The 24335-nt window shown below is 72.0% G+C and carries 26 protein-coding genes; 16 read left to right on the top strand and 10 right to left on the bottom strand.

What is annotated here, in order from left to right:
- Positions 1–31 precede the first annotated feature (31 nt).
- Both mltA and EP26_RS03475 read right to left on the bottom strand, forming a co-directional pair.
- The gene (mltA, locus tag EP26_RS03480) at positions 32–823 is read right to left on the bottom strand and encodes an MltA domain-containing protein (RefSeq protein WP_052388757.1); all 792 of its coding nucleotides are present in this window, start codon (positions 821–823) and stop codon (positions 32–34) included.
- A 182-nt stretch (positions 824–1005) separates the two neighbouring features.
- A complete protein-coding gene (locus tag EP26_RS03475) occupies positions 1006–1686 on the bottom strand; it encodes a Tim44/TimA family putative adaptor protein (protein ID WP_043336110.1) in 681 nt (226 codons plus the stop codon).
- Positions 1687–1837: 151 nt separating this feature from the next.
- Between EP26_RS03475 and EP26_RS03470 the strand changes: the two genes are divergently transcribed.
- Together EP26_RS03470 and secB are read left to right on the top strand one after the other, a co-directional pair.
- The gene (locus EP26_RS03470; protein WP_043335859.1) at positions 1838–2416 is read left to right on the top strand and encodes a histidine phosphatase family protein; all 579 of its coding nucleotides are present in this window, start codon (positions 1838–1840) and stop codon (positions 2414–2416) included.
- A gap of 51 nt (positions 2417–2467) precedes the next feature.
- A complete protein-coding gene (gene secB / locus EP26_RS03465) occupies positions 2468–2956 on the top strand; it encodes a protein-export chaperone SecB (RefSeq protein WP_052388756.1) in 489 nt (162 codons plus the stop codon).
- A gap of 97 nt (positions 2957–3053) precedes the next feature.
- Here secB and EP26_RS03460 read toward each other — a convergent pair whose 3' ends face one another.
- Complete coding sequence (locus EP26_RS03460; RefSeq protein WP_043335858.1) at positions 3054–3365, bottom strand: hypothetical protein; 312 nt, start codon at positions 3363–3365, stop codon at positions 3054–3056.
- A 301-nt stretch (positions 3366–3666) separates the two neighbouring features.
- On the opposite strand from EP26_RS03460, the gene EP26_RS03455 reads away from it, so the two are divergent.
- From EP26_RS03455 to EP26_RS03435, 5 genes are read left to right on the top strand one after another with little or no spacing between them, the layout of a single operon-like run.
- Positions 3667–4860, top strand: coding sequence for a DegT/DnrJ/EryC1/StrS family aminotransferase (locus tag EP26_RS03455; RefSeq protein ID WP_084112294.1), 1194 nt, complete (start codon positions 3667–3669; stop codon positions 4858–4860).
- Positions 4861–6051 (top strand): glycosyltransferase family 4 protein, encoded by a 1191-nt coding sequence (locus EP26_RS03450; RefSeq protein WP_043335857.1) that lies wholly within the window; start codon positions 4861–4863, stop codon positions 6049–6051.
- Positions 6051–7127 carry a UDP-N-acetyl glucosamine 2-epimerase gene (locus tag EP26_RS03445; protein ID WP_043335855.1) on the top strand — a complete coding sequence of 359 codons (1077 nt, stop codon included), beginning with the start codon at positions 6051–6053 and terminating at the stop codon, positions 7125–7127. The genes EP26_RS03450 and EP26_RS03445 overlap by 1 nt, the downstream gene beginning before the upstream one ends.
- Entirely contained in the window at positions 7124–8275 is a 1152-nt protein-coding gene (locus tag EP26_RS03440) for a glycosyltransferase (RefSeq protein WP_043335853.1), read from the top strand. The genes EP26_RS03445 and EP26_RS03440 overlap by 4 nt, the downstream gene beginning before the upstream one ends.
- Before the next feature lie 7 nt (positions 8276–8282).
- A complete protein-coding gene (locus EP26_RS03435; RefSeq protein ID WP_043335850.1) occupies positions 8283–10244 on the top strand; it encodes a polysaccharide biosynthesis protein in 1962 nt (653 codons plus the stop codon).
- Between the two features lie 32 nt (positions 10245–10276).
- Here the strand turns inward: EP26_RS03435 and EP26_RS03430 are convergent, their stop codons facing one another.
- The 3 genes from EP26_RS03430 to EP26_RS03420 form a co-directional block, all read right to left on the bottom strand.
- Positions 10277–11026, bottom strand: coding sequence for a carbonic anhydrase (locus EP26_RS03430; protein WP_052388755.1), 750 nt, complete (start codon positions 11024–11026; stop codon positions 10277–10279).
- Positions 11027–11100: 74 nt separating this feature from the next.
- On the bottom strand, positions 11101–12072 hold the full coding sequence (locus EP26_RS03425) for a Gfo/Idh/MocA family protein (protein ID WP_043335848.1): 972 nt from the start codon (positions 12070–12072) through the stop codon (positions 11101–11103).
- A 29-nt stretch (positions 12073–12101) separates the two neighbouring features.
- Positions 12102–13652 carry a DHA2 family efflux MFS transporter permease subunit gene (locus EP26_RS03420; protein ID WP_043335847.1) on the bottom strand — a complete coding sequence of 517 codons (1551 nt, stop codon included), beginning with the start codon at positions 13650–13652 and terminating at the stop codon, positions 12102–12104.
- A gap of 165 nt (positions 13653–13817) precedes the next feature.
- Here EP26_RS03420 and EP26_RS03415 point away from each other — a divergent pair, with 165 nt between their 5' ends.
- Entirely contained in the window at positions 13818–14978 is a 1161-nt protein-coding gene (locus EP26_RS03415) for a DegT/DnrJ/EryC1/StrS family aminotransferase (protein WP_043335845.1), read from the top strand.
- Positions 14979–15059: 81 nt separating this feature from the next.
- Complete coding sequence (locus EP26_RS03410; RefSeq protein ID WP_245624281.1) at positions 15060–15809, top strand: DUF1194 domain-containing protein; 750 nt, start codon at positions 15060–15062, stop codon at positions 15807–15809.
- Here the strand turns inward: EP26_RS03410 and EP26_RS03405 are convergent, their stop codons facing one another.
- Positions 15810–16232, bottom strand: a complete 423-nt coding sequence (locus tag EP26_RS03405) for a DUF3775 domain-containing protein (protein ID WP_043335843.1) — start codon at positions 16230–16232, stop codon at positions 15810–15812.
- Positions 16233–16455: 223 nt separating this feature from the next.
- On the opposite strand from EP26_RS03405, the gene EP26_RS36170 reads away from it, so the two are divergent.
- The 3 genes from EP26_RS36170 to EP26_RS36710 all read left to right on the top strand — a co-directional run bounded on the left by EP26_RS36170 (position 16456) and on the right by EP26_RS36710 (position 18158).
- Positions 16456–16824, top strand: a complete 369-nt coding sequence (locus EP26_RS36170) for a hypothetical protein (RefSeq protein WP_169747358.1) — start codon at positions 16456–16458, stop codon at positions 16822–16824.
- Positions 16825–16849: 25 nt separating this feature from the next.
- Positions 16850–17581 carry an aspartate/glutamate racemase family protein gene (locus tag EP26_RS36165; RefSeq protein WP_043336101.1) on the top strand — a complete coding sequence of 244 codons (732 nt, stop codon included), beginning with the start codon at positions 16850–16852 and terminating at the stop codon, positions 17579–17581.
- A 253-nt stretch (positions 17582–17834) separates the two neighbouring features.
- Positions 17835–18158 (top strand): hypothetical protein, encoded by a 324-nt coding sequence (locus tag EP26_RS36710; RefSeq protein WP_211259363.1) that lies wholly within the window; start codon positions 17835–17837, stop codon positions 18156–18158.
- On the opposite strand, the gene EP26_RS36705 is transcribed toward EP26_RS36710, so the two are convergent.
- From EP26_RS36705 to EP26_RS36695, 3 genes are read right to left on the bottom strand one after another with little or no spacing between them, the layout of a single operon-like run.
- On the bottom strand, positions 18148–18891 hold the full coding sequence (locus EP26_RS36705; RefSeq protein ID WP_043335834.1) for an FkbM family methyltransferase: 744 nt from the start codon (positions 18889–18891) through the stop codon (positions 18148–18150). The genes EP26_RS36710 and EP26_RS36705 overlap by 11 nt on opposite strands.
- Positions 18888–19556: a glutathione S-transferase gene (locus EP26_RS36700; protein WP_043335832.1), complete on the bottom strand. Its 669-nt coding sequence runs from the start codon at positions 19554–19556 to the stop codon at positions 18888–18890. The genes EP26_RS36705 and EP26_RS36700 overlap by 4 nt, the downstream gene beginning before the upstream one ends.
- A 3-nt stretch (positions 19557–19559) precedes the next feature.
- On the bottom strand, positions 19560–20039 hold the full coding sequence (locus EP26_RS36695; protein WP_052388754.1) for a DUF29 domain-containing protein: 480 nt from the start codon (positions 20037–20039) through the stop codon (positions 19560–19562).
- 59 nt (positions 20040–20098) lie between these two features.
- Here EP26_RS36695 and EP26_RS03365 point away from each other — a divergent pair, with 59 nt between their 5' ends.
- The 4 genes from EP26_RS03365 (at position 20099) to EP26_RS03350 (ending at position 24328) form a co-directional block, all read left to right on the top strand.
- Complete coding sequence (locus EP26_RS03365) at positions 20099–21430, top strand: aspartate aminotransferase family protein (RefSeq protein WP_043335829.1); 1332 nt, start codon at positions 20099–20101, stop codon at positions 21428–21430.
- Positions 21431–21434: 4 nt separating this feature from the next.
- Positions 21435–22202: a response regulator gene (locus EP26_RS03360; protein WP_043335827.1), complete on the top strand. Its 768-nt coding sequence runs from the start codon at positions 21435–21437 to the stop codon at positions 22200–22202.
- A gap of 84 nt (positions 22203–22286) precedes the next feature.
- Entirely contained in the window at positions 22287–23303 is a 1017-nt protein-coding gene (locus EP26_RS03355; RefSeq protein ID WP_052388753.1) for a CobW family GTP-binding protein, read from the top strand.
- Entirely contained in the window at positions 23300–24328 is a 1029-nt protein-coding gene (locus EP26_RS03350; protein ID WP_043335826.1) for a WD40 repeat domain-containing protein, read from the top strand. Before EP26_RS03355 ends, EP26_RS03350 begins: the two co-directional genes overlap by 4 nt.
- Positions 24329–24335 lie beyond the last annotated feature (7 nt).

The raw sequence follows: 24335 nt of genomic DNA, 5'->3' as shown, positions 1-24335 counted from the left end.
AGGACGCCGTTGCCGGAACTGTACTGCTCCGTCAGCGTGGCAGTAGCAGAAACAGCCGAGCCGGGTCCCGCATCGGCCCGGCCCGCGCGGCGGCCTCCGCCCCCCAGCCCCAGAACAGATCGCCCCGCGCCATGCCGCGGATCGCGCCTCCGGTATCCTGCGCCAGGACGATGCGGCGGATCGGGCGCCCATCCAGCGGGTCCCGCGTCTCCAGGAAGATGGGCGCGCCAAGCGGCACGATTCCGGCATCGACGGCGAGTGAGCGGCCCGGCGTCAGTGGCACCCCAAGCGTGCCGATTGGCCCCGTCTCCGGGTCGAGCCCCTCGATGGGGCGGAAGAAGACATAGGCTGGGTTCTCCCGCAGTAGCGCCGCCGCTTCCCCGGGCGAAGCGGTGCCGAGCCAGGCGCGGATGGCCTGCATCGACATCGCCTCGCGGGCGATGGCGCCGCGCTCGATCAGGCTGCGGCCGATCGGCCGGTAAGGATGCGCATTCCGCCCGGCATAGCCGAGCCGCAACACCCGCCCGTCCGGCAGGCCGATCCGCCCGGAACCCTGGATTTGCAGGAAGAAGGCATCCACCGGGTCATCCACCCAGACGAGTTCCAGCCCTTGCCCATCGAGCCCACCCGCCTCGATGGCGCCTCGGTCCAGCAGCCGCAGCGGTCCCTCGGGCGGCAGGGCGAAGAGCGGTATGGCATAGCCGCCGCCCGGCAGCTCGGCCCCGCGCAGTTCCGGCTCGTAATAGCCGGTGACGAGCCCCTCCCCCAGCGAATGCGGGGCGAACCATCGTTCGAAGAAGGCGGCGGCCTCGCCTGGCGCCACCGCTTCCGCCGCGGCGCAGGCTTCCGCCCAGGGAGCAGCGAATTCTGTCGGACTGGCGCGCAGCGCCTCACAAGAGCGACGGAAGGGCGCAAGCGCCTCCTCGGGCGCCTCGCCCGGCCATTCCGGAGGCCAGCCCGCCCCGCCCAGCAGCAGGGCGAGGCCGAGCAGCAGAAGCGCTCGCCTCAGGCCGAGCGCGTGGCGACCAGCTTCCAGGTCGGATCGGCCTGGCTCAGGTCGCGCTGGAAGGTCCAGATATCGGTGAGCTCCGTCACCGCATCGCTGCCCGTCACCACTTCGCCGTTGCGGCCGGTGGTCAGGTTGATCTGGTCGGTGACGAAGCGGAGGGTGACATCCGCCACGTTGCCACGCAGGTCGGCCGCCTCGATCGCCACCTCATGCACCGCTCGCAACTCGGTCCGCTGCGCCTCGCCAGCATTCTCCCGCGCCGTGATGGCCTGCTCGAAGCCGGCATAGGTATCGTCCGAGAGCAGCGAGCGCAGCGTCTGCCGATCGCCTGCAGCGAAGGCGGTGACGATCATGCGGAACGCCGTTTCCGCCCCGTCGAGGAAGCGGTTCGGCTCGAATCCGCGGTCCTGCTCGGCGATGCGCGCCAGTGCCTGGCCGGGCGGCGTGCGCGGGTCGGGGATCACCCGCCGGCTGCGCGCCGCCGCGGCCGAAGCCGGCACTTCCTCCGCCACGCCCTCGATCGTGCCGCCGCGCGGGTCGTAGCCGGACGCGCGCGCCTCCGGCTGCACCGGGCGTTCGAAGCCGGTGCGCTTGCCGAGCACGCTCCGCAGCCGCAGCACGAGAAAGGCCGCGATCATCGCAAACAGGATCAGATCGACCGGAAATCCGCCCGTCATCATGAACTCCTTTTCACCTATCTAGGCGAGAGGCCCCTCTCCCGCAACGGCCGGGAGGATGACGAGGCCATAAACAATGAACCATGAAGGCGGCTTGCCGCGCCGCCGCGCCCCAGCTACGCCGAGGCGGAAACGCCGGAGGAAGCCGTCAGTGATCCTGCTGCGCCATGGGCAGAGTGAGTTCAACCTCCACTTCACCGCGACCAAGCGCGACCCCGGCATCCCCGACCCGAAGCTGACCGAGCTCGGACAGCAACAGGCGGAAGCGGCGGTGCTGGCGCTGGCCGGCGAGCGCATCACGCGCATCATCGCCTCGCCCTATACCCGCGCCTTGCAGACCGCCGCGCCCATCGCCCGGCAGCGCGGCCTGCCGATCCTGGTGAACCCGGTGGTGCGGGAACGCTACGCCTTCTCCTGCGACATCGGCTCGCCCTGCACCGAGCTGGCCATCGCCTTCCCTGGCCTCGACTTCGCCCATATCGACGATGTCTGGTGGCCCGCGGTGGAGGAGCCCGACCAGGGCATCGAGGCCCGCGCCGCGCTGTTCCGCGCCGAAATGTCGGCGCTGCCGGACTGGCGGGAGACGCTGGTGGTCTCGCATTGGGGCTTCATCCTGGCGATGACCGGCGAGCGGGTGATGAACGGCGAATGGCGCCGCTGCGACCCGACCGCCCCGCCGCCTGGGGCGATCCAATGGCGCCAGCCGCATCCGAGCGCGGTCAAGCCCTGACAGCCCGGCTGGCGGCATGCTACCCCGCCCCCTCTTCGTGAAAGGCGCCCCATGTCCGATCAGCCCCAAGGCCTGCCGAACGGCGACCCCAACCTGGCCCCGCAGGGCCCGTTGGTGCTGAACATCCAGTACACCAAGGACCTCTCCTTCGAGGTGCCGGGCGCGCCGGAGATCTTCGCCACCCTCCGCGAGCAGCCGCGTGTCGACCTCCAGCTCGACGTTCAGGCCAGGCCCGTCCAGGAAGGCAGCAATGTCTACGAGGTGTCGCTGCAGATCCGCGCCGATGCCCAGGCCGAGGGAAAGGCCTGCTTCATCGCCGAGCTGGTCTATTGCGGCATCTTCACCGTGAACGTGCCGCCCGAGCAGCTGGAGCCGGTGCTGCTGGTCGAATGCCCGCGCCTGCTTTTCCCCTTCGCGCGGAATATTCTGGCCGATGTGACGCGCGAAGGCGGCTTCCCGCCGGTGATGCTGGCGCCGATCGACTTCGTCGCCCTCTGGCAGTCCCGCCGGGCGGAGGGGCCGGTGGTCGGCAACGCCTGACTCTCGGCGGGGGCGGCAACTCCCTATCCACGCCGTCACCCGCCAGACGGTGTCGCCCACATCATCGCAACCAGTAGCGCGCCGCTGCGATCGAGCGTCACGCCAACAGATGACTGCGGGACGCGCCGCAGCCTGTCAGGAAGCCGGTGACGACATACTGCGCCTGGCCGCTTGGCCGCCCGTTCTCGACGGGGGCGCAGACGACCTTGCAGCCGGAGAAACCCGGTCGTTTCCAGCCGCTGTGCTCGGCGAGGATCGCGCCGCCGGCATAGCGCGCCGGCAGGCCGCCCCCGCCATCGCCGCTGAACACAAGCACGAGCGGCAAGGCATTCGTCCCCAGCGCATAGTCGGGCGCGGTGGTCCGCGCCACTAGCTCCAGCCGCTGTGCCCGCACGCGCTGGTTGCCCACGCGCCGGTTGCCAATGAAGTCCGGTTAAGCGGACGACGGGAAAAGGCACGATCATCGGAAGGACCGGGTAGCCAGCGATCCTGACCGGAAGACGGGGGCAAGTCGTCGATCACTGGCCAGCCTCGCCGGACGGCAAGAGGCCGCCCTCGATCTCCCCAGGGGCGTGCTTCGCCAGGAGTTCTCCGGCTTCCGTGACGAAACGACACGCCGCTGCGGGACCTTCCCGCCGCCCGAATCGCCGGGGTTGCATCGTATCGTTCCGATATGCATATAGTTTGTTAACGCAACGAAAGCCCTGCCCATGCCGATCGCCGAGGCGGTGCAGTTCCTCCCGCCGGTTCACCGCCTCAGGCCCCGCGCCGAGCCGGCCACGCCGATCCTGCTCTCGCCCCCGCATCTCACGGGCAGGGAACTGCCTGCCCTCGCCGCAACCCTGCAATCCGGCTGGGTAGCGCCCGCCGGGCCCGCGCCGGCCGCTTTCGAGGCGGCGCTCGCCGAGGCCACGGGCCTGCCGCATGTGCTGGCGCTGGCCTCGGGCACGGCGGCGCTGCATCTCGGCTATCGCTGCCTCGGCCTCGAGCGGGGTAACGAGGTCTGGACCGCGACCCTCACCTATATCGCCACCATCGCGCCCGCGGTCCAGATGGGCGCCCGCCCCCGCTTCCTCGATGTCTCTCCCGAAAGCTGGACCCTCGACCCCGACCTGCTGGAGCGAGAGCTGGCACGGGCCGCCCGCGCCGGCCGGCTGCCCCGCGCCGTCGTCCCGGTAGACCTCTTCGGCCAGAGCTGCGACCTCGACGCCATCGGCGCCCTCTGCGGCCGCTGGGGCGTCCCCGTGCTGTGCGACAGCGCGGAATCCCTCGGCGCTACCTGCCGCGGCCGACCGGCCGGCCAGGGCGCGCGGATGGCGGCCTTCAGCTTCAACGGCAACAAGATCGTCACCGCTGGCGGCGGCGGGGCGCTGGCCTCGGCCGATGCGGCGCTGATCGCCGAGGCGCGCGGCCTCGCCAACCAGGCGAAGCGCCCGGCGCCGCATTACGAGCATGAGACCACCGGCTACTCCTACGGCCTCTCCTCGGTTCTCGCTGCGCTCGGCCTGGCTCAGCTTGGCGCATTGGCGGACCGCGTCGCCGCCCGCCGCGCCATCTTCGCGCGCTACCGGGCTGCGCTCGGCAACCTCCCCGGCATCGCCTTCATGCCGGAGCCTGCCTGGAGCCACGGCACCCGCTGGCTGACTGCGATCCTGCTCGACCCGGCCTTCGGTGCCCCAGGCCGCGAGGCGGCGCGCGAGGCGCTAGCCGCCGCTGGCATCGAGAGCCGCCCGGTCTGGAAGCCGATGCACCTTCAACCCGCCTTCCGCGGCGCCCCGCGTGCCGGCGGTTGCGTCGCAGCGGGCCTCTTCGAGCGCGGCCTCTGCCTCCCCTCCGGCAGCGCGCTGACCATACCCCAACAGGACCGGGTGATCGGCGTGCTGCGCAGCCTGTGGCGGCGTTGAGTGAGGATCCTCTACCTCCACCAGCATTTCTCGACGCCCGGCGGGGCTACGGCAACGCGCAGCTTCGCCATGGCCCGCGCCCTCGCCGCCCGCGGCCATGAGGTGACGCTCGCCTGCGGCGGCTATGAGGGCGCCGAAACCGGTCTCACCGGCCCCTTCCGACATGGCCGGCGAGAGGGTTCGGTCGATGCCTTCCGCGTTGTCGAGTTCGCCATCCCCTGCGGCAACCGCCAGGGCCTCGGCGAGCGGGCCGGCGCCTTCCTGCGCTATGCCGGACGCGCGGCCGGGCTGGCGCTCTCCGGCCGCTTCGACCTGACGCTGGCCAGCTCGACGCCGCTGAGCGTCGCCCTCCCCGCCTTGCTCGCCCGGCGGCTGCGCGCCCTGCCCTTCGTCTTCGAGATCCGCGACCCCTGGCCCGAGCTGCCGCGGGCGATGGGCATCGGCAGCCCCGGCCTCTGGTGGGCGATGGACCGGCTGGCCGATGCCGCCTGCCGCCAGGCGCGTGCCGTCATCGCCCTGTCCGAAGGCATGGCCGAGACCGCCCGCGCCCATGGCGCCCGGCTGGTCGAGGTTCTGCCCAATGGATGCGATCTGCACCTCTTCGGCCCGCATGTGCCGCCCTGGCGGCCCGGCTTCATTCCGCCAGATGCGGTGCTCGCCACCTATGCCGGCGCGCATGGCCCGGCCAATGGCCTGCACCAGCTGGTCGAGGCCGCCGCCCGGGTGCGGGATCCACGCCTCCATTTGCTGCTGATCGGCGAGGGCGCGGAGAAACGCCGCCTGCAGGTCGAAGCCGCCGGGCTGCGCAACCTCCACTTCCTCGATCCGCTGCCGAAGCCGCGCCTCGCAAGGCTGCTGGCCGGCAGCCAGATCGGCCTGCAATGCCTGGCCCCGGTCGCCGCCTTCGCCGAATGGACGGCGCCCAACAAGCTGATGGACTACCTCGCGGCGGGCCTTCCCGTCGTCGCCAACAGCCCTGGCCGCGCCGCGCGCCTGCTGGAGGACGGGCCCTGCGGCCTCGCCACCCCGCCCGGCGATGCGGCCGCCCTCGCCGCCGCGCTCGACGCCCTGGCCGCCGACCCGGCCCGCCGCGCCGCGCTCGGCCGCGCCGCCCGGCGCCAGGCCGAGCAGCGCTGGGATCGCCGCCTGCTCGCAGACCGCTTCTGCGCCCTGGTCGAGGCCGCCGCCTGATGGAACTCCATCTGGTCGCCGCCGCCCGGCCCAACCTGCCGAAGCTCGCCGCCCTCTGGCACGCCCTGGCCGAGGCACGCCTGCCCCTCCGTCCCGTCCTGCTCCATACCGGCCAGCATCACGACGCGGCCCTGTTCGGCGGCCACCTCGCCGCCCTCGGCCTGCCGGAGCCGGCGATCAGCCTCGGTATTTCCGGCGGCGGCCATGCCGCGCTCACCGGCCGTACCATGATGGCGGCGGCGGAATGCTGGCAGGCCCGCCGCCCCGCCGCCGTGGTCGTCGCTGGCGATGTGGACGGCGCCCTGGCTGCCGCGCTTGCCGCCCGCAAGCTGGCCCTGCCGCTGGTCCATCTGGAAGCAGGCCTCCGCTGTGCCGATCCCGACATGCCGGAGGAGATCAACCGCCGCGCCATCGACGCCATCGCCACCCATCACTGGGCGCCCGACGAAGCCAGCGCCGCCCGCCTTTGCGCCGAGGGTCATGGTGAGGTCCGCGCCGTCGGCAATGCGATGATCGATACGCTGCTCCGCCAGCTCCCCGAAGCCCGCGCCCGGCCGCTGCCGCCTGGCCTCGCCCCAGGCGGCTATGGCGTCGTCACCCTGCACCGCGCCGCCAATGTCGACGACCGCGCCGCCTTCGCCGCCCTGCTCGACGGCCTCGCCGGCGCCGCCCGGCAACTGCCCCTCGCCTGGCCGATGCATCCCCGCGCCGCCGCCCGCCTCGCCGCTCACAGCCTAGCCTTGCCGCCCGGCATCGTGGTGTTGCCGCCGCTCGCCTATCCGGATTTCCTCGCCCTGCTTACCGCTGCCCGGCTGGTCGCCACCGATAGCGGCGGGGTGCAGGAGGAAAGCGCCGTGCTCGACCTGCCCTGCCTCACCCTGCGCCCGAGCACCGAGCGACCGGTGACGCTGGAGGCCGGCTCCAGCCGCCTCATCCCCGCCGCCGGCCTTGCCGATGCGGTCGCCACCGTCCTCGCCGGCGACTGGCCGCACGCCCGGCCGATCCCGCTCTGGGACGGCAGAGCCGGCGCCCGCATGGCCGAACATCTCGCCGAACAGGACTGGTGCACCGCATGATCCTGATGCTCTCCGCCGCCCATCCGCCGGACGATATCCGCGTCGTCCGCAAGGAGGCCGCGGCGCTGGCCGCGGCGGGCTGGTCGATCCGCCACCTCGCCCCCGGCCCCGCCGATGCGCCAGAACGGATCGAGGGCGTCGCCATCGAGACCTATCGCCGCCGCCCCGGCTGGCGCGGGCGCCTGCTCAACCTGCGCTGGCTTGCCCGCCGCGCGGCGTCGAGTAGCGCGCGCATCCTGCATGCCAGCGAGCCCGATGCCTGGCTCGCCGCGATCTGGGCCGCAAAGCTCTCCCCCTGGGGCAGCGGCGCCCGGGTCGTGCTCGACGTGCATGAGCACTACCCCTCTCGACTCGATTCCCGCCTCCCTCGCCCCCTCCGCCCGCTCGCCCGATCCATGCTCCGCCTCGCCTGCCGCCTCGCCGCCCGCGCCGCCGATGCGGTGGTGGTGGCGAAGGATGGGCTGGCCGAGGATTTCGCTGCCCCCCGCCGCACCGTTGCGGTGCGGAACTACGCCCTGCCCGTCTCCCTCGCCCCCCGCGAGCACCGCCCTGGGCCGCTCACCCTGGTCCATGCCGGGGCGATGACGCGGAGCCGCGGCTGGCCGCAGCTCCTCGCCGCCCTCACCCTTCTGCCACCCGACACGCGCCTCCGCCTCATCGGCCGCTTCACCGATGGCTCGGAAGGTGACTTCACCGCCGAGGCCGCCCGGCTCGGCCTTACCGCCCGCATCGAATGCCTCGGCTGGCGCTCGCATGCGGAGGCGCTGGCGCTCATGGCCGAGGCCGATATCGCCCTCGTCCTGTTCCAGCCCGGCGAGCGCAACCACCAGCTCGCCCTGCCGCACAAGCTGTTCGATGCGATGCTGGCCGGCCTGCCCGTCATCGCCCCGGCCTTCGCCACCGAGGTCGCGGCGATCATCCGCGAGGCTCGGTGCGGCCGGCTGGTGGAGACTGCCGACCCGGGTGCCATCGCCGCCGCCCTCCGGGCGCTGGCGGAACCCGGCCTCCGCGCCCGCCTCGGCGACGCCGGCCGCCTCGCCGCCACTACCCGCTATGGCTGGCCGGCCGAGGCGGAGCGCCTCGTCGCCCTCTACCGGCAGCTCGCTCTCCCAACCGTCGATAGCCAAGCGGCGGCGCCCGTCCTATAGCGGCGCCATGGCTCGCCGCGCGCCGCACCGAATCCTGCTGAACCTGCTGCTCGACAGCCTGATCGCCGCCCTCGCCCTGCCGGCGGCGATGCTGCTGGCCGCCCCCGGCGCCTGGCCGCCCGAACCGCTGGCCTTGGGCTGGTGGCTGCTGGCCTTGCCCGGCGCGGCCCTGGCCCTGCTCGCCGCCGGCCTGCCGGTGCGGCTGCCGCAGCAATATTGGCGCTATGCCGGCCTGCCGGACCTGCTCGGCATCGCCGTAGCGGCCGCGCTCGGCGCGCTGCTCTTCTCCGGCGTCCTGCACATGCTCGGCGCCTGGGTGCCACCCAATCCGGCTTTCCCGGCGATCCATGCCCTCACCCTCGGCCTATTGCTCGGCGCCCCGCGCGTCGCCGGGCGGCTGCATCATGGCCGGCGTGGGCCGGAGGGCGTCGGCACGGCACAGCCGGTGCTGCTGGTTGGTGCTGGCGACGGCGCCAACCTCTTCATCCGCGGCCTCGCCCAGGAGCGGAGCCCGGGATACCGCGTCGTCGGCATCCTTTCGATGCGCTCGCGCCAGGCCGGGCGGCGCATCCAGGGCCACCCCATCCTCGGCACGGCCGATGAGATACCGGCCGTGCTCGACCGCATGCGGGACGAGAACCGGCTGCCCGCCCTGATCGTGCTCACCACCGCCCATGTCCAGGGCCTCGCCCTCGAGCGCCTGCTCGATGCCGCCGACCGCCATGGCGTCCCGGTGCGCCGCGCTCCCTCGATCACCAGCCTCGACCCCGCTGCACGGCGCGCCGAGGATCCATTGCAGGCGAAGGAGGCGGCACCCATCCAGCTTCGCCCCGTGCTGATCGAGGATCTGCTCGACCGCCCGCAGGTGCCGCTCGACCGCGAGGGCATGGCCCGCCTCATCCAGGCCCGCCGCGTCCTCGTCACCGGCGCCGGCGGCACCATTGGCGGCGAGCTGGCGCGGCAGGTGGCCGCTCTCGGCCCGGCCCAGCTGACCCTGCTCGACCATGGCGAATTCGCCCTCTACGAGATCGACCTCGAACTCCGCGAGCGCCACCCGGACGTGCCCCGTCGCGCCGTGCTGGCCGATATCCGGGACGAGGCGCGCATGCGCCGGCTGATGGAGGAGCTGCGGCCGGAGCTCGTCTTCCACGCCGCCGCGCTCAAGCACGTCCCGATGGTCGAGAACGACCCGTTGGAGGGCTTGCAGACCAACGCGCTCGGGACCCGCATCGTGGCCGATGCCGCGCGGGCCGTCGGCTGCAAGGCGATGGTCTTCATCTCGACCGACAAGGCGGTCAACCCGACCAGCGTGATGGGCGCCAGCAAGCGCCTCGCCGAGATGTACTGCCAGGCGCTGGAGCGCGAGGCCCGCGCCCAGGGCGGCATGCGCTGCGTCACGGTCCGCTTCGGCAACGTGCTCGGCTCGACCGGCTCCGTCGTCCCGCTCTTCCGCCGCCAGCTGGAGCGCGGCGGGCCGCTGACCGTCACCCACCCCGACATGCGCCGCTACTTCATGACGGTGCGCGAGGCGGTGGGCCTCGTCCTCCAGGCCAGCGTCATCGGCGCCGAGGACCGCGAGGACCAGCCGAAGGAGCTGGCCGAGGGCGGCATCTTCGTCCTCGACATGGGCAAGCCGGTGAAGATCGTCGACCTTGCCCGCCGCATGATCCGCCTCGCGGGCCTCCGGCCGGAGGAGGATGTGGACATCCGCTTCACCGGCCTCCGCCCCGGCGAGAAGCTCTACGAGGAGCTGTTCCACGGCCAGGAGCCGCCGCGCCCGACCGAGTTCCGCGGCCTGCTGATGGCGACGCCGCGCACCGCCGACCCGGCGCTGGTCGGACGCGCCATCGACGAGATTGCGGCCAGCAGCCGGTCGGGCAACACGCGCGCGGCGCTGGCGCAGCTCGGCCGGCTGGTGCCGGAGTTTACCCACAATGCCGAAGGGGAGGAGGCGCGGAAGGCGCAGTAGCGCCGCCGCGCGCCGAAGCCTGACTGGGCAGCTCAGGTCTCCTCGAACCAGTCCACATCGCCGTCGTCGAGATCGTAGCGGGCGGCGACGATCTTCACCCGTCCGTCGCGCAGCTGCTGCTGGACCACCGGGCTCTGCGTCTTGAGCCGCGTCGCCACGCGCTTGGCATTCGCCACCACCGCGTCGTTCAGCTTCACCTCGCCGGAGGGCTGGCGGGCCGCGAGCACGGCGGGGATGATCGGCTGTATCATCTCGCCGATCACGCCGGGGAAGGTCGCGTTCCGCTGCACCACCTCGACCGCCGCCGCCACGGCGCCGCAGGCCTCATGCCCCAGCACCACGATCAGCGGGCAGCCGAGCACGCCGACCCCGTATTCGATGCTGCCAAGCGCCGCGGTGTCGACCGTGTTGCCGGCATTGCGGACAATGAACAATTCGCCAAGGCCTCGGCCGAACAGCAATTCCGGCGGTACCCGGCTGTCGGAGCAGCCGACGAGCACGCAGAAGGGCGCCTGGCCACGGGCCAGCTCCACCCGCCGCTCCCGGCCCTGAACGCTGCGGAAGGGCGCCTCCGTGCGGAACTGATCGTTGCCGGCTTTCAGCAGGCGGAGCGCGGCCTCCGGGGTGAGGTCGGTCTTCGGCACCGGGTCCGCCGCCCGCGCAGGGCCGGGCGACAGAGCGAGGCTGGCGAGCAAGGCGCCGCCGGCCAGAACGGCGCGGCGCCCCGGGGCGGCGGGACGATGGACCAAGCCGCCGCAGCAGCCGCAGGCATCATAGGGCATGGCGTTCCTCCAGGCCGGATGTGTGCCCTCGGGAACGCGCGAGCGTCGTGTTCGGCCAAGGCGGAAGCTGAACGCTAGGCGCGCGGACCGGCGGCCAGGATCGCCTCCACCACCTCCTGCACCTCCAGCGCCTCGCGCAGCGTCGCCAGGTGGTGCGGCTCGCCCCGCGTCATCGCCGCGACGCCGGCAAGCTGGTCGCGCAGCACCAGCGGCCGCATCCGCTCGTTGGGCAGCGCGTCCGGCGCCTGCACCCAGGCGCCGTCCGCCCCGCGCCGCTCGGCGAAGGACCAGTCACGCAGCCGGATCGAATCGTTCAGCGTCCACGCATTGTGGTCGTCTTTCGACGTGGTACCGACCCCGCCCGCGAGCCGCACCGGCACGCCGCCAGCACGCAGCCGGGTCCGGATGGCCGTCTCCGCGGCGTCGCCAGCGGGGTAGTCGACAGAGGCTTCCTCCACCGCCAGCGGCCCAAGCTGCCGCCGCGTCAGGAAGAGGAAGTGGGAGACCACCTCCCGCGTGAAGCCGCCCTCGGCGCGGCGCGCCAGCCAGCTTGCCGCGTCGCTCTGCCAGCCGCGCGGCCAGGTGGCGAAGCCGACCTCGATCTCCAACGCCTCCGGCCGCAGCGCCTCGCGCCAGACGGAGAGCTGGCGGACGGCCGGCGATGAGGCCATGGGGAAGTTCACCGCCGCCCGCGCGCCTGTCGCCTCCGCCCGGGCGACGAAGGCCCGCGCCTCGGCGAGGTCCGTCGCCAGCGGCTTCTCGAGGAAGACGGACCGCCCCGCCGCCAGCGCCGCCTCGGCCAGCGGCACATGGGAGGCCGGCGGCGCGGCGATGTAGAGGCAGTCGCAAGCCCCGATCACCGCCGCGGCCGACTCGAGCATCGGCACATCGCCCGGTACCTCAGCCAGCCGCCCGCGCGCCGCCTCCGCCGGGTCCCAGACCCCGACGGGCCGCACGCTCTCCGCCGCATGGCCGAGCGCCGCGCGCAGCAGCCGCTCCCCCATGATGCCGAAACCGATGATGCCGAGGGCGATGGGGGCGGGCATGGCGATGATCCTGGCTGAAGGGCTTCGCCTCAGTCCGCGTCGCCGAGGCTGTTGCGCAGCGTCAGCTCCGGCAGGCCGAGGACGAGCAGGAAGGCCGCCGTCATCACCACGCCGCTGAGCAGGAAGCAACCCGTCAGCGCCGAGCGGTAGGCGGCCCCGACCAACGCCTGCTGCGCCGGGCTCATCCCTGCCATCGCCTCGATCCCATGCTGGGTGAGCCGGTCAAGGTCGAGCCCGCCGCCGACCCCGGCCAGCGCCGCCGAGAGCCGCGAGGTCATTATCGTCCCCGAGGCCGCCACTCCGACCGCGGCGCCGAGCGAACGGACGAAGGCCATCGCCCCCGTCGCCGCGCCGAGTTCGCGGTGCGCGACGGCATTCTGCACCGCCGTCGTCAGGTTCGGCATGCCCATGCCCATGCCGAGGCCGAGCGCCCCCATGGAGATGAGGAAGGCCCCCGGCCCCGCCGCGATCCAGGCGAAGAGTGCGAGGCTCGCCAGCGCCGCCGCCTCCAGCGCGAGCGCGGCCAGCAGGAAAGGCTTGTTCCGCCCGAGCCGCGATACGATCCGCCCGCCGATCACCGAGCTCAGCAGCATGCCCACCACCTGCGGCAGCATCATCATGCCCGCGACGGCCGGGCTCATCCCGAGGACAAGCTGGAAGTAGAGCGGCAGGAAAACGGTGGAGCCGAGCATGGCGAAGGTCATCATCCCGCCCACCGCCACGCCGCGGGCGAAGACGGCGTTGCGGAACAGGGCGAGACGGATCAGCGGCTCCGGCGCCCTCAGCTCCCACCAGAGGAAGAGGCCGATCAACCCTATCGTCCCGAGCGCCAGCGCCAGGCTGTCGGCCGATGCCCATGGGAATTCGGTGCCGCCCCAGGCCAGCAGCAGCAGGAGCGCGGTCGTCGCCCCGGCCAGAAGCACCGCGCCCGGATAGTCGATCCGCCGCGCCGGCCCCGGCGGCGCCCGCCGCAGCCCGATGGCGATCATCACCATCGCCAGCAGCCCGATCGGCAAGTTCACGTAGAAGACCCAGCGCCAGGACAGCGCCGAGGTGATAACGCCGCCAAGCAGCGGCCCGGCAACGCTCGCCAGCGCGAAGGTTCCGGTGAACAGCCCCTGATAGCGCGGCCTTTGCCGGGGCGAAACCACGTCGCCGATCACCGCCTGGGCCAGCACCAGCAGCCCGCCCGCCCCAAGCCCCTGCAGCGCCCGGAAGCCGATCAGCTGCCCCATCGACTGCGCCGCCCCGCAGAGCAGGGACCCGGCGAGGAAGAGCGAGATGGCGACGAAGAACAGCCGCCGCCGGCCATAGAGGTCGGACAGCTTGCCGTAGAGCGGCGTCGTCGTGGTCGAGGTCAGCATGAAGGCCGTGACCACCCAGGACAGATGCGCCATCCCCCCAAGTTCGCCGACCATGCGCGGCAGGGCGGTGTTGACGATGTTCTGGTCGAGCGCCGCCAGCATCATCGCCAGCAACGCCCCAGCGAGGACGATGCGCAGCCGCGCCGCTGGGCGCGGCACGGCGGCCTCGGGCACGGGTTCGGCCACGGCGGCATCGGTGCGGGTTCGGGTGCTCACGCGCTCTCCTCGGCCCGGGCGGGCTTTCCCGGATGTGGTCCGGCCTGGCCGGTGGTGGCCCTGTTGCTACGCCCGGCGGGACCAGAACCCACGCCCACGGGCGATGTTGCGCTTCGATACGCGCCTTGATTTGTCTGCCCCGCCCGGCCGGTCTAATCCCCCGCCATGAGCACAGCCGCACCCCGCCCCATCGCCTTCTTCGACATGAAGGCCCAGCAGGCGCTGATCCGGGCCGAGATCGATGCCGGCATCGCCCGCATCCTGGACCACGGCCGCTTCATCCAGGGCCCCGAGGTGGACCAGGTCGAGGCCGGGCTCGCCGCCTTCGCCGGGGCGAAGCATGCGGTCGGCGTCTCCTCCGGCACGGATGCCCTGCAGATCGCCATGATGGCCGAGGGCATTGGGCCGGGCGATGCCGTCTTCCTGCCTGCCTTCACCTATACCGCGACCGCCGAGGTGCCGCTGGTGCTCGGCGCCACGCCGGTCTTCGTCGATGTCGAGGAGGGCAGCTTCAACATCGACCTCGCCGACCTGGAGCGCCGCCTTGCCCTGGTGCAGAGGGAGGGCCGGCTCCGCCCCCGCGCCGTCGTCGGCGTCGACCTCTATGGCCTGCCGGCCGATTGGCCGGCCATCGAGGCGCTCTGCGCGAAGCACGGCATGTTCGCCCTCGACGACGCCGCTCAGGCCTTCGGCGGCGCGCTCGGCAACCGCCGGCTCGGCACGCATGCCGATGCCGCGGCGCTCAGCTTCTACCCAACCAAGACCCTCGGCTGTTATGGCGATGGCGGCGCCATCCTCACCAACGATGCCGGCCGGGCGGAGCTCTACCGCTCGCTCCGCACCCATGGCGAGGGCAAGACCCGCTACGAAGTGCAGCGCACCGGCATGAACGGGCGGCTCGATTCCATCCAGGCCGCCATCCTGCTGGCGAAGCTACCCCTGCTGGAGGGCGAGCTGAAGGCCCGCGCCCAGGCCGCCGCCTGGTACGAGGCGCATCTCGCCGGCCGCGTCCGCACCCCGCGGGTGCCGGAAGGCGCAAGCAGCGCCTGGGGCATCTACACGGTGGTCCTGCCCGACGCCGAGGCCCGCGCCCGCGTGCAGGAGAGCATGAAGGCCGCCGGGATCCCCTCGGCCATCTACTACCCGAAGCCGCTGCACCACCAGCCGGCCTATGCTGCCGCTCATGCCAGGGGTATCGCCGGCGGCCCGCCGCCGCTGCCGGTCAGCGAACGGCTCTGCGACCAGGTGCTCTCCCTGCCCATGCATCCCTACCTCACCGAGGAGGATGTCGCCCGCGTCGCCGCCGCGGTGATCGCCGTGCTATGATCGTTTCCCCGGCGGTTCCTGCTTGAACCGTCGCCCGCGCCCGCGCTTCCATGACGGTCCAGCGTCAAGGAGGCGACGGTCGTGCCGTGCTCCATCTCCCCCCGGCTCGGTCGCCGTGCCCTTCTGGCCGCGACCGCCCAGGCGTCCACGCTTCTCGCACCCACCCTCGCCCGCGCCGAAGGCGACCCGGTGGATGTGCTGCTCGTCCTCGCCGTCGATGTCTCGCGCTCGGTCGATGAGGACGAGGCCGGGCTTCAGCGCGAGGGCTACCGCAATGCCGTCGCCGACCCGGTGGTGGTGGAAGCGATCCGCGGCGGCATGATGGGCGCCATCGGCCTTGCCTATGTCGAATGGGCCGGTGCCGAGTACCAGCGCCTGGTGCTGCCCTGGACCCGCATCGCCGGCGCCGGCGATGCCCAAGCCTGGTCCGAGCGCCTTGCCGAGGCGCCGCGCGCCTCGCTCTCCTGGACTTCGATCTCCGGCGCGCTCGACTTCTCGCTCAAGGTGCTGAACGACGCCCCCCTTGAGGCGACGCGGCGGGTGATCGACGTTTCCGGCGACGGGGTGAACAACAGCGGCGGTCCGGTCGACCTGGCGCGCGACCGGGTGGTGGCCGAGGGGATCACCATCAACGGCCTGCCCATCGTCAATGACCGGCCGACCTTCGGCCGCATGCCCCCGGTGCCGCTCGACGATTACTACCGCGAGAACGTCATCGGCGGCCCCGGCGCATTCGTCATCGTCGCCGAGGATTTCCAGAGCTTCGGCAATGCAGTGAAGCGGAAGCTGATCCGCGAGATCGCAGCATTGCCCGTGCCGTCCAAAGGCTGACTACCGTTCCACATCCTCGATGGAGAGGCCGAAGGCCGCGACGCCCTCGGCCAGCAGGTCGCCCAGCATGTCCATCTGGATGAGGTAGGCACCCGCCGCCATCTGCTCGTTCCGTTCATTGGCGAGGCGTACCGCCTCCTCCCAATCCTCCGGACCGTAATCGCCGCGCCCGACCCAGGCCAGGGCGATGAGGGCTGCCTGCTCGTCCTGATTTAGCCCGTCGATGAAGGCGACCAGTGTCTCCTCGGTCATGTCGTCCGGGTCTTCCTGCAACAGCGCCGCCTCGCTGTCGTCATCCTCAGACAGTTGCTCCGGGTCGCCTTCCTCGGTGCCCTGCAGAGCGCGCGCATGGTCGACGACCGTGGCCACGGTTTCCAGGCTGATGCCCAGATCGACCTCGTCATCGTCAGTCGGTGGTGCCATCGCCCCTCGGTCCCCTCGCAGCCGGGCGCGGCCGGAATGGCCTCGCCACTTGACGCGGCCGACACAGCCGCGACGGACCCGATAAGAGCCGGGACCGGCATCGGTTCCCTGGCCAGTCGCGAGCGCACTACACCGATACGGGATGGAACAGGGGAGAGATATCGACGTTCCGGGGATATGGCCGCTGTCGTTGAGACGGGCGGGCAATGGGAGCCCCCAACCCATGGAACTTAAACGCCTTGCTATGCTGCGAAAGGCCCTCCCCCTGGTCCTCCTCGCGGCCGGACTGGCCTACCCCACCACAGGCGACGCAGCGCCGCCCGACATACAGGCCCCCTCCCTGGTATCGCCGAGCCTCGGCTGCGGCGCCGTCCCCAGCTCGGCCAGCCTTCTCGGCCGGGTGTCGGTGCAACGGCAGCGCCAGCAGGCCTCCCGGCGGCACCGGCGCCAGCAGGCCGAGGCCAACTCCGCCCCGGCGGCGGAGCCGGCACCGAGCCTCAGCCAGGCCTTCTATACCTGCGCCGCGACGCCGCTCACCGCCATGCCGGTCGGCACCGGCTGGCTGGCCGTGGGTCCGATTCGTCGGAGTTGACGCCGATCGGGTTATGCTCCCCCGCATGGCCCGACTTCTGATCGTCAACAGTAATACCACCGAGAGCGTCACCACCCGGATCGCCGCGGCGGCCCGGGCGGTGGCGCCGCCCGGTACCCTGATCGAGGCGGTTTCCGCGCCCTTCGGCCTGCCGCTCATCGTGACGAGGGCGGATTGGCTCGTCGCCGGCCCGGCGACCCTCGCCGCCCTGGCCGCCCGGCGCGGAACCTATGACGCGGCCATCATCGCCTGCTTCGGCGATCCCGGCCTCGATGCGGCGAAGGAGCTGCTCGACGTGCCGGTCCTCGGCATCTCCGAGGCCGCCTTCCACGCCGCCGCCATGCTGGGCCGCCGCTTCGCCGTAGTGAGCTTCACCGCCGCGCTCCGCCCGATGTTCGAGGACTGCCTCGACCACCATGGCCTCCGCGCCCGCTGCTGCGGCTTCCGCATGGGCCCACCCTTCGCCGGCGATCCCGGCCGTGTCGCGGAGGAGCGCCGCTACCTGCTGGTGGATCTCTGCCGCCAGGCTGTGGAGCAGGATGGCGCCGAGGTGGTAATTCTCGCCGGCGGTCCGCTGGCCGGCCTCGCCCCGGTCCTGCAGCCGCATGTGCCGGTGCCGCTGGTCGACGGCACCCAGGCGGCCGTGCGCCTCGCCATGGCGCTCGCCGGGCTAGCGCCTCTCGGCGGGATGCGCCGCCCGCGCCCGCTCGCCGGCTATGACGCCGCGCTCACCCGGGTCTATGGCGGCGAGGCATGATGATGCTCCGCCTCCCGACCGGTTGGGGCAGCGTCGCCGCCCTCGAATTCTGCGGTGCCGCCTGGCTCGGCGATCTGGCCGATCCGCTGCTGGCCGGGCTGTTCTTCAGCTAGCTGCTCAGCATCATCATCTGGCTCGCCTTCAGCGTGATGCATGAGGCGGAGGAATTGGCGCACCGCCTTGGCGAGCCCTACGGCACGCTGATGGCCGAGCTACTCGACCACGCCATTTCCGTGCTCGGCGCCTCGCCAGCGTGCTGATCGCCATAATCGTCTTCACGCGGGAGGGTATCTCGGCGCTGCGCGCCATTGCCTCCAACCACCTGCCCCATGCGGTCAATCTCTGCCACGGCGCCGTCACCTCGCCCCTTGGGCTGACCGTGCCGGCGGCGATGGTCATCGGCCTCGCCACCGGCCAGCCCCGTGGTGCTGTGCCTGTCACCGACCGGCTTGGTGCTGCTGATGCCGACGCGGATCCTCTCCGCCCTCACCTTCTCCCGCCTGCGGACGACGACGCTCGAGGGCGCCGTGCATCTGACGCTCGTCGCCGTCTTCCTTATCCCCGTCTCAACCTATGAGGCGCGTGGGCTCCAGGCTGACATAGACATCGCCGCTGTTCGCCTCGTCGGGCAGGCCGCGGAGATATTCGCCCATCGCCTCCACGGCAATGGGCGCCGCATGGGTGAAGCGCATGCTCTCGCCGAGGCAGGCATTGAACCGGCGGTAGCCGAGCGCCGCCAGCCGGTCGAGGCAGCCCAGCGCCACCCCGCGCTGGATAGTGGTGAACTCGAAGGAGAGGCTGCGCGGCGCGACGGAGAGCCCTGCCAGCGCCGCCGCCTCATAGCCCTCGACATCGACCTTGACGAAATCCGGCCGGCCATGCGCGGCAATGAGTGCATCGAGCGTCGTCACCGGCAGGCGGAGCGCCGCATCCCAGCGCTGCCCTTCCCAGCCCGGCGCGCCATCGGCGGCGGCGATGAACTCCTCGCTCGCCGTGGCGACGGTCGGGTTGGCGCGGTTGAGCCGCAGCACCGCCTCCCCCTCCGCCGCCCCTACCAGCGCCGCGACGCGTGCGACGCCCGCATCCCGCCCGAAGAGCAGCCGCAGCAGCCGAGCGAGCCTCGGCTGCGGCTCCACCGCGACAGCCCGTGCGCCGAGGCGCCGGAAGCTTGCCACCCGGTCGCCGACATGCGCGCCGATATCGAAGCCAAGCTCCCCCGGCCCAAGGAATCGCCGGTGGAAGCCATCGAGCGCCGCCGCCCGCCCCGGCGCGTAATAGGTCCTAAGGCTCCGCCCGATCGGCGAGGTCACGGGTGGGGCGCGTGCGGCGGGTTCTCGTACTTGTCGAGCTGCCAGGCTTCCGGCTCGGCCGCCGCCTCGGCATACCACCGCTCCACCAGCGGATGCGCCCTGACCGCTTCGACATAGTCCCAGGACTCGGCCCGGAGCTCCGGCCGCCAGGTGATGAAGCGCGTCACCACCGGCGCATACATCGCATCCACCAGGCCGAAATCCGCGCCGCCGAGGAAGGGCCCGCCGGAGAGCGCCCGCGCCTCCCGCCAGACCGCCTCGATCCGCGCGATATCCGCCAGCGCCTCCGCCGTCCGCCCGCCGCCGGCGAAGTCCCGCCCGAGATTCATCGGCATCGCCTGCCGCACCCCGCGGAAGCCCGCATGCATCTCGGCCGCGATGGCGCGCATATGCGCCCGCAACACCCGGTCCTCCGGCCAGAGCCCCGGCGCCTGCTCGGCGCAGTATTCGGCGATGGCGATGCTTTCCCAGACCTTCGCCCCGCGATGCTCCAGATAGGGCACGAGGCCGGTCGGCGTCGCCGCCTGGATCGCGGCCGAGGGCGCCGCCTCGAGGGCGATCAACACCTCCTCCACATCCAGCCCGGCGAGCTGCACGGCAAGCCAGCCGCGCAGGCTCCAGGAGGAATAGCGCTTGCTGCCGATGACGAGGCGGCCTTCGGGCATGGGTCAGTCCTTCGCGGTCAGGCGGGCGAGGAGCACGTCGATGGGCAGCGCCTCGTCCAGCAATTCGTCGAGGGTAAAGGGGCAGGCCTCCGGCAGGCCAGGCAGCGGATGGCCGAGCTTCTCGGCGGCGGCGGCGTGGGCTGCCTGCCATTCGCCCTTCAGCTCCGGCGCCACCAGCCGCCGCATCGAGGGCCGGTAGGGGCGGATGGCGCCGCGCCGGAAGGTGACGATCTCGCCCCTCCAGTGCCGCACCGCCAGGTCATCCGGCATCGCCGCCACCAGCAGAAGATGCTTCAGCATCTGATGCAGGTGGCTCCGCACCTTGTCGACCTGCTCGCTGCCCAAATCCTCCACCTCCTCGATCAGGTTGGGCAGGTCGAGCCCTTCCAGCAGGTTCGGCCGCGCCGCCGCCAGCCGGCGCAACGCCGCCGCCTGTTCCTGGGTCCAGGTGAAGAAATCCCGGTCGTGCAGGCTGCCATCCATGGCTTCCGCTCCTCTCGCCCCGAGCCTAGCATAGGAGAGCCGTGCCCGGAGCCCGCCCGATGAACGAGATCAACGTGCCGCGTCCCAACAATCTGGACGCCTATTGGATGCCCTTCTCGGACAACCGCTACTTCAAGTCCAACCCGCGCCTACTCGCCCGGGCCGAGGGCATGTTCTACACGACGGCCGACGGGCAGGAGATCCTCGACGGTACCGCCGGGCTCTGGTGCTGCAATGCCGGCCATGGCCGCCGCGAGATCAAGGAGGCGATCCAGCAGCAGGCCGCCATCCTAGACTACGCGCCCACCTTCCAGCTCGGCCACCCCATCGCCTTCGAGGCCGCCGCCCGCATCGCCGAGCTGACGCCGGACGGCATGGACCGCGTCTTTTTCACCAATAGCGGCTCGGAGAGCGCCGATACCGCCCTCAAGATCGCGCTGGCCTACCACAAGGCCCGCGGCGAGAGCAGCCGCGTGCGGCTGATCGGGCGGGAGCGCGGCTACCATGGCGTCGGCTTCGGCGGCATGTCGGTCGGCGGCATCGGCGGCAACCGCAAGCAGTTCGGCGCCCTGCTGCCCTATGTCGACCACCTTCCCCACACCCATGGCATCGAGGCCAACCTCTTCGCCCGTGGCCTGCCCGAGCATGGCGTGGAGCGGGCCGATGCGCTGGAGGCCCTGGTCGCCCTGCACGGCGCCGAGACCATCGCCGCCGTCATGGTCGAGCCCGTCGCCGGCTCCACCGGCGTACTGGTCCCGCCGAAGGGCTATCTCGAGCGGCTGCGCGCCATCTGCGACAAGCATGGCATCCTGCTGATCTTCGACGAGGTCATCACCGGCTTCGGTCGCATCGGCACCAATTTCGGCAGCGAGCGGCTCGGCGTCACGCCCGACATCATCACCATGGCGAAGGGCCTCACCAACGCCGCGGTGCCGATGGGTGCCGTCGCGGTGAAGAACGGCATCTATGACGCGGTAGTGGACGCCGCCGCGGCCGGGATCGAGCTCTTCCACGGCTACACCTATTCCGGCCACCCGCTGGCCGCCGCTGCCGCCATCGCCACGATGGAGCTGCACCGCGCCGAGGATCTCCCCGGCCGGGCGCGCGCCATCGAGCCGCTCTGGCAGGAGGCGACCCATAGCCTGAAGGGCCTGCCGAACGTCACCGACATCCGCGACTTCGGCCTGATCGCCGGCATCGAGCTGGCGCCGCGCCCTGGCAAGCCCGGCGCCCGCGGCACCGCCGTCTTCCGCCGCTGCTTCGATGCGGGCGTGCTGGTGCGCGTCACCGGCGACATCGTCGCCCTCTCGCCCCCGCTCATCATCGAGAAGCCGCATGTCGACCGCCTCTACGGCACCCTGGCCGAGGCGATCAGGGCCGAGGCCGCCTAGCGCCATGGCCGGCCCCGGCTTCCCGCTGCTCTCGGCCGCGGTCCTGGTCGATTTCGGCCGTGCCCGCGCAGGCGACCCGCGGGTCCGGCCACTGACCATCCTGCTCGCCGGCACTGCGGCGGCCGATACCGCCCAGCTCCGTGAGGGACTGGAGGAGGCCGGGCACCGCTGCCTCCTCGCCGCGGACTGGGCCGAGGCGATGGGCATCGTCAGCCGCATCCCGATCGATGCCATGGTGCAGGACCTCGCCTGCCCCGGCGCCCGCCGCCTCGAGGCGGTGAAGCGCCTGCGCGGCTGGCCCCCGCCCATCTCCCGCCTGCTGGTCGTCGCCCTCGCCGGCGAGCGCGAGCCGCGGCTGGAGACCGCCTGCCTCGAAGCCGGCTTCGACGCCATGGTCTCCCGCCCCGTCCCCGCCGAGGTGCTGGAGGCCGCCCTCCGCCGCCTCGTCGTCGCCCATAGCCCGGCCGAGCCGCTGGATGCCGCCCGCCGCGCCGCCCTGCTGGAGGAACTCGGCCCCGAGGCCCGCCGCGCCCGCGACGAGGCCGCGCTCGACGAGGCCGCCGCCTGCATCGCCGATATCCGGGGCCTGCCGGCCCTGCCCGATGTCCAGGCCGCCGCCGCCCGGGCCGCGGAAATCTTCGCCTCGGTCGGCGCCATCGCCGCCGCCGCCGCCGCCCGCGCCGTCGAGGCCGAGCCCGACCGCCGCCCCGTGCTGCTGCAGCCCCTGGTCTCCGCCGCCGTCGCGGCCAAGATGGCGCTCCGCCGGAGCTGAGCCGTACCAGCCCACCCTTTGCCCTCCGCCCCTGGCCGTCCCATATTCCCCGGCCAAGACCCTCACCTTCTCGCGGAGCCTCCCATGAGCGACGCCTCACCCGTCCCCGTCACCGTGCTGACCGGCTATCTCGGCGCCGGCAAGACCACCCTGCTGAACCGCATCCTCAGCGAGAACCATGGCCGGAAATTCGCCGTGGTCATCAACGAGTTCGGCGAGCTCGGCGTGGACAACGACCTCGTCGTCGATACCGACGAGGAAGTGTTCGAGATGAACAACGGCTGCATCTGCTGCACCGTCCGCGGCGACCTGATCCGCATCATCAACGGGCTGATGAAGCGCCGCGGCAAGTTCGACGGCATCATCGTCGAGACCACCGGCCTCGCCAACCCGGCCCCCGTCGCCCAGACCTTCTTCGCCGATGAGGACGTGAAGCGCGCGACCCGGCTCGACGCCATCGTCACCGTCGTCGACGCCAAGCACCTGCCCGCCCGGCTGGAGGACAGCCACGAGGCGGCGGAGCAGATTGCCTTCGCCGACATCGTCGTTCTCAACAAGATGGACCTGGTGAGCGAGGCCGAGGCCGCCGAGGTCGAGCGTCGCATCCGCGCCATCAACCCCTATGCCGAGATCCGCCGCAGCACCAAGTCCGACGTGCCGATCGACAGCGTGATCGGGCGCGACGCCTTCAACCTCGCCCGCATCCTGGAGCGCGAGCCGGAATTCCTCTCGGGCGAGGACGAGCACGAGCATGACTCGGCGGTGAACTCCGTCTCTTTCGAGGTATCCCGGCCGATCGACCCGGAGCGCTTCAACGCCTGGATCACCCAGCTCCTCGCCCAGAAGGGCCAGGACCTGCTGCGCACCAAGGGCATCCTCTACTATGCCGGCGAGGATCGCCGCTTCGCCTTCCAGGCCGTGCACATGATCGCCGACGGCGACTATATCGGCCAGGTGAAGGAGGGCGACCCGCGCCGCTCCAAGATCGTCTTCATCGGCCGCGACCTGAGCCGCCCGGTGCTCCGCCGCGGCTTCGAAGCTTGCCAGGTCGAGGATGGCGCGAAGGTCGAGGCCGAGGTCGCCCGCTGGAGCCCGGTATGAGCGAGACCAATGACGCCGACTTCCTGCTCTCGGCCCGCGGCCGGTCGCAGGAGCTCGGCGCCTGGGTCGTAGGCCTCGCCTTCGACCGCGGCGGCGCCTGCGGCTTCGGCCTCGGCGACGGCACCCTGCGCATCTCCCCGCCCGGCGGCGCCGACTGGCTGACGGCGGAGGCGCATGACGGCGCCGTGCTCTCGCTCGTGGCGGATGCCAAGGACGGCTTCCTTACGGGCGGCGACGACGGCCGGCTGGTCCGCACCGATGCCGCCGGCGCGATGGCGGAGATCGCCAGGCTCGGCGCGATGAAATGGGTGGAGCATGTCGCCGCGCATGAAAGCGGCCTCCGTGCCGCCTCGGTCGGCAAGCAGCTGCATCTCTTCGATGCCAAGGGCGAGAAACTGAAGACGCTCGCCCACCCGAGCTCCGTCGGCGGCATCGCCTTCGACGCCAAGGGCAAACGCGTCGCCGCCAGCCACTACAACGGCGCCTCCCTCTGGTTCGTCGCGGCGAAGGAGGACAAGCCGCGCGTGCTGGAGTGGAAAGGCAGCCACGCCGCCATCGCCTTCAGCCCGGACGGCTCGCATGTCGTGACGGCGATGCAGGAGAATGCGCTGCATGGCTGGCGCCTGACCGACAGCCAGCACATGCGGATGTCCGGCTACCCCTCGAAGACCCGCTTCCTCAGCTTCACCGCCCGCGGCCGCTGGCTGGCGACGAGCGGCGCCGACAGCGTCGTCATCTGGCCTTTCTTCGGCGGCGGCCCGATGGGCAAGGCCCCGACCGAACTGGCCGGCGGCGATGGCGTGCTGTGCAGCGCCGTCGCCTGCCATCCCCAGCATGAAGTCGTGGCGGCCGGCTTCGCCGACGGGTTGGTCCTCATCGCCGAGATCGCCTCGGGCAAGGTGGTGCCGGTGGCCCCGCCCGGCCGCGGCGGCATCTCCGCCCTCGGCTGGAACGCCGCCGGCTCCATGCTTGCCTTCGGTACCGAGGAAGGCTTCGCCGGCCTCGTCGACCTCAGCCGGCGGTAGCGGGGGC

The organism is Belnapia moabensis DSM 16746 (genome assembly GCF_000745835.1).
Taxonomy (GTDB): Bacteria; Pseudomonadota; Alphaproteobacteria; order Acetobacterales; family Acetobacteraceae; genus Belnapia; species Belnapia moabensis.
The sequence above is the reverse complement of the archived record's forward strand: the minus strand, read 5'-3'. Positions and strand labels throughout refer to the sequence as shown.

What these genes read in the sequence shown, in the direction of transcription:
- EP26_RS03425 (WP_043335848.1), bottom strand. Translation starts at nt 12,072, where the DNA reads ATGCCCGCCCCCATCGCCCTCGGCATCATCGGTTTCGGCATCATGGGG.
- secB (WP_052388756.1), top strand. Translation starts at nt 2,468, where the DNA reads ATGTCCGATCAGCCCCAAGGCCTGCCGAACGGCGACCCCAACCTGGCC.
- EP26_RS03435 (WP_043335850.1), top strand. Translation starts at nt 8,283, where the DNA reads ATGGCTCGCCGCGCGCCGCACCGAATCCTGCTGAACCTGCTGCTCGAC.
- EP26_RS03430 (WP_052388755.1), bottom strand. Translation starts at nt 11,026, where the DNA reads ATGCCCTATGATGCCTGCGGCTGCTGCGGCGGCTTGGTCCATCGTCCC.
- EP26_RS03365 (WP_043335829.1), top strand. Translation starts at nt 20,099, where the DNA reads ATGAACGAGATCAACGTGCCGCGTCCCAACAATCTGGACGCCTATTGG.
- EP26_RS03355 (WP_052388753.1), top strand. Translation starts at nt 22,287, where the DNA reads ATGAGCGACGCCTCACCCGTCCCCGTCACCGTGCTGACCGGCTATCTC.
- EP26_RS03440 (WP_043335853.1), top strand. Translation starts at nt 7,124, where the DNA reads ATGATCCTGATGCTCTCCGCCGCCCATCCGCCGGACGATATCCGCGTC.
- EP26_RS03445 (WP_043335855.1), top strand. Translation starts at nt 6,051, where the DNA reads ATGGAACTCCATCTGGTCGCCGCCGCCCGGCCCAACCTGCCGAAGCTC.
- EP26_RS36695 (WP_052388754.1), bottom strand. Translation starts at nt 20,039, where the DNA reads ATGGATGGCAGCCTGCACGACCGGGATTTCTTCACCTGGACCCAGGAA.
- EP26_RS03350 (WP_043335826.1), top strand. Translation starts at nt 23,300, where the DNA reads ATGAGCGAGACCAATGACGCCGACTTCCTGCTCTCGGCCCGCGGCCGG.
- EP26_RS03360 (WP_043335827.1), top strand. Translation starts at nt 21,435, where the DNA reads ATGGCCGGCCCCGGCTTCCCGCTGCTCTCGGCCGCGGTCCTGGTCGAT.
- EP26_RS36165 (WP_043336101.1), top strand. Translation starts at nt 16,850, where the DNA reads ATGGCCCGACTTCTGATCGTCAACAGTAATACCACCGAGAGCGTCACC.
- EP26_RS03475 (WP_043336110.1), bottom strand. Translation starts at nt 1,686, where the DNA reads ATGACGGGCGGATTTCCGGTCGATCTGATCCTGTTTGCGATGATCGCG.
- EP26_RS03405 (WP_043335843.1), bottom strand. Translation starts at nt 16,232, where the DNA reads ATGGCACCACCGACTGACGATGACGAGGTCGATCTGGGCATCAGCCTG.
- EP26_RS36700 (WP_043335832.1), bottom strand. Translation starts at nt 19,556, where the DNA reads ATGCCCGAAGGCCGCCTCGTCATCGGCAGCAAGCGCTATTCCTCCTGG.
- EP26_RS03415 (WP_043335845.1), top strand. Translation starts at nt 13,818, where the DNA reads ATGAGCACAGCCGCACCCCGCCCCATCGCCTTCTTCGACATGAAGGCC.
- EP26_RS03455 (WP_084112294.1), top strand. Translation starts at nt 3,667, where the DNA reads ATGCCGATCGCCGAGGCGGTGCAGTTCCTCCCGCCGGTTCACCGCCTC.
- EP26_RS36170 (WP_169747358.1), top strand. Translation starts at nt 16,456, where the DNA reads ATGGAACTTAAACGCCTTGCTATGCTGCGAAAGGCCCTCCCCCTGGTC.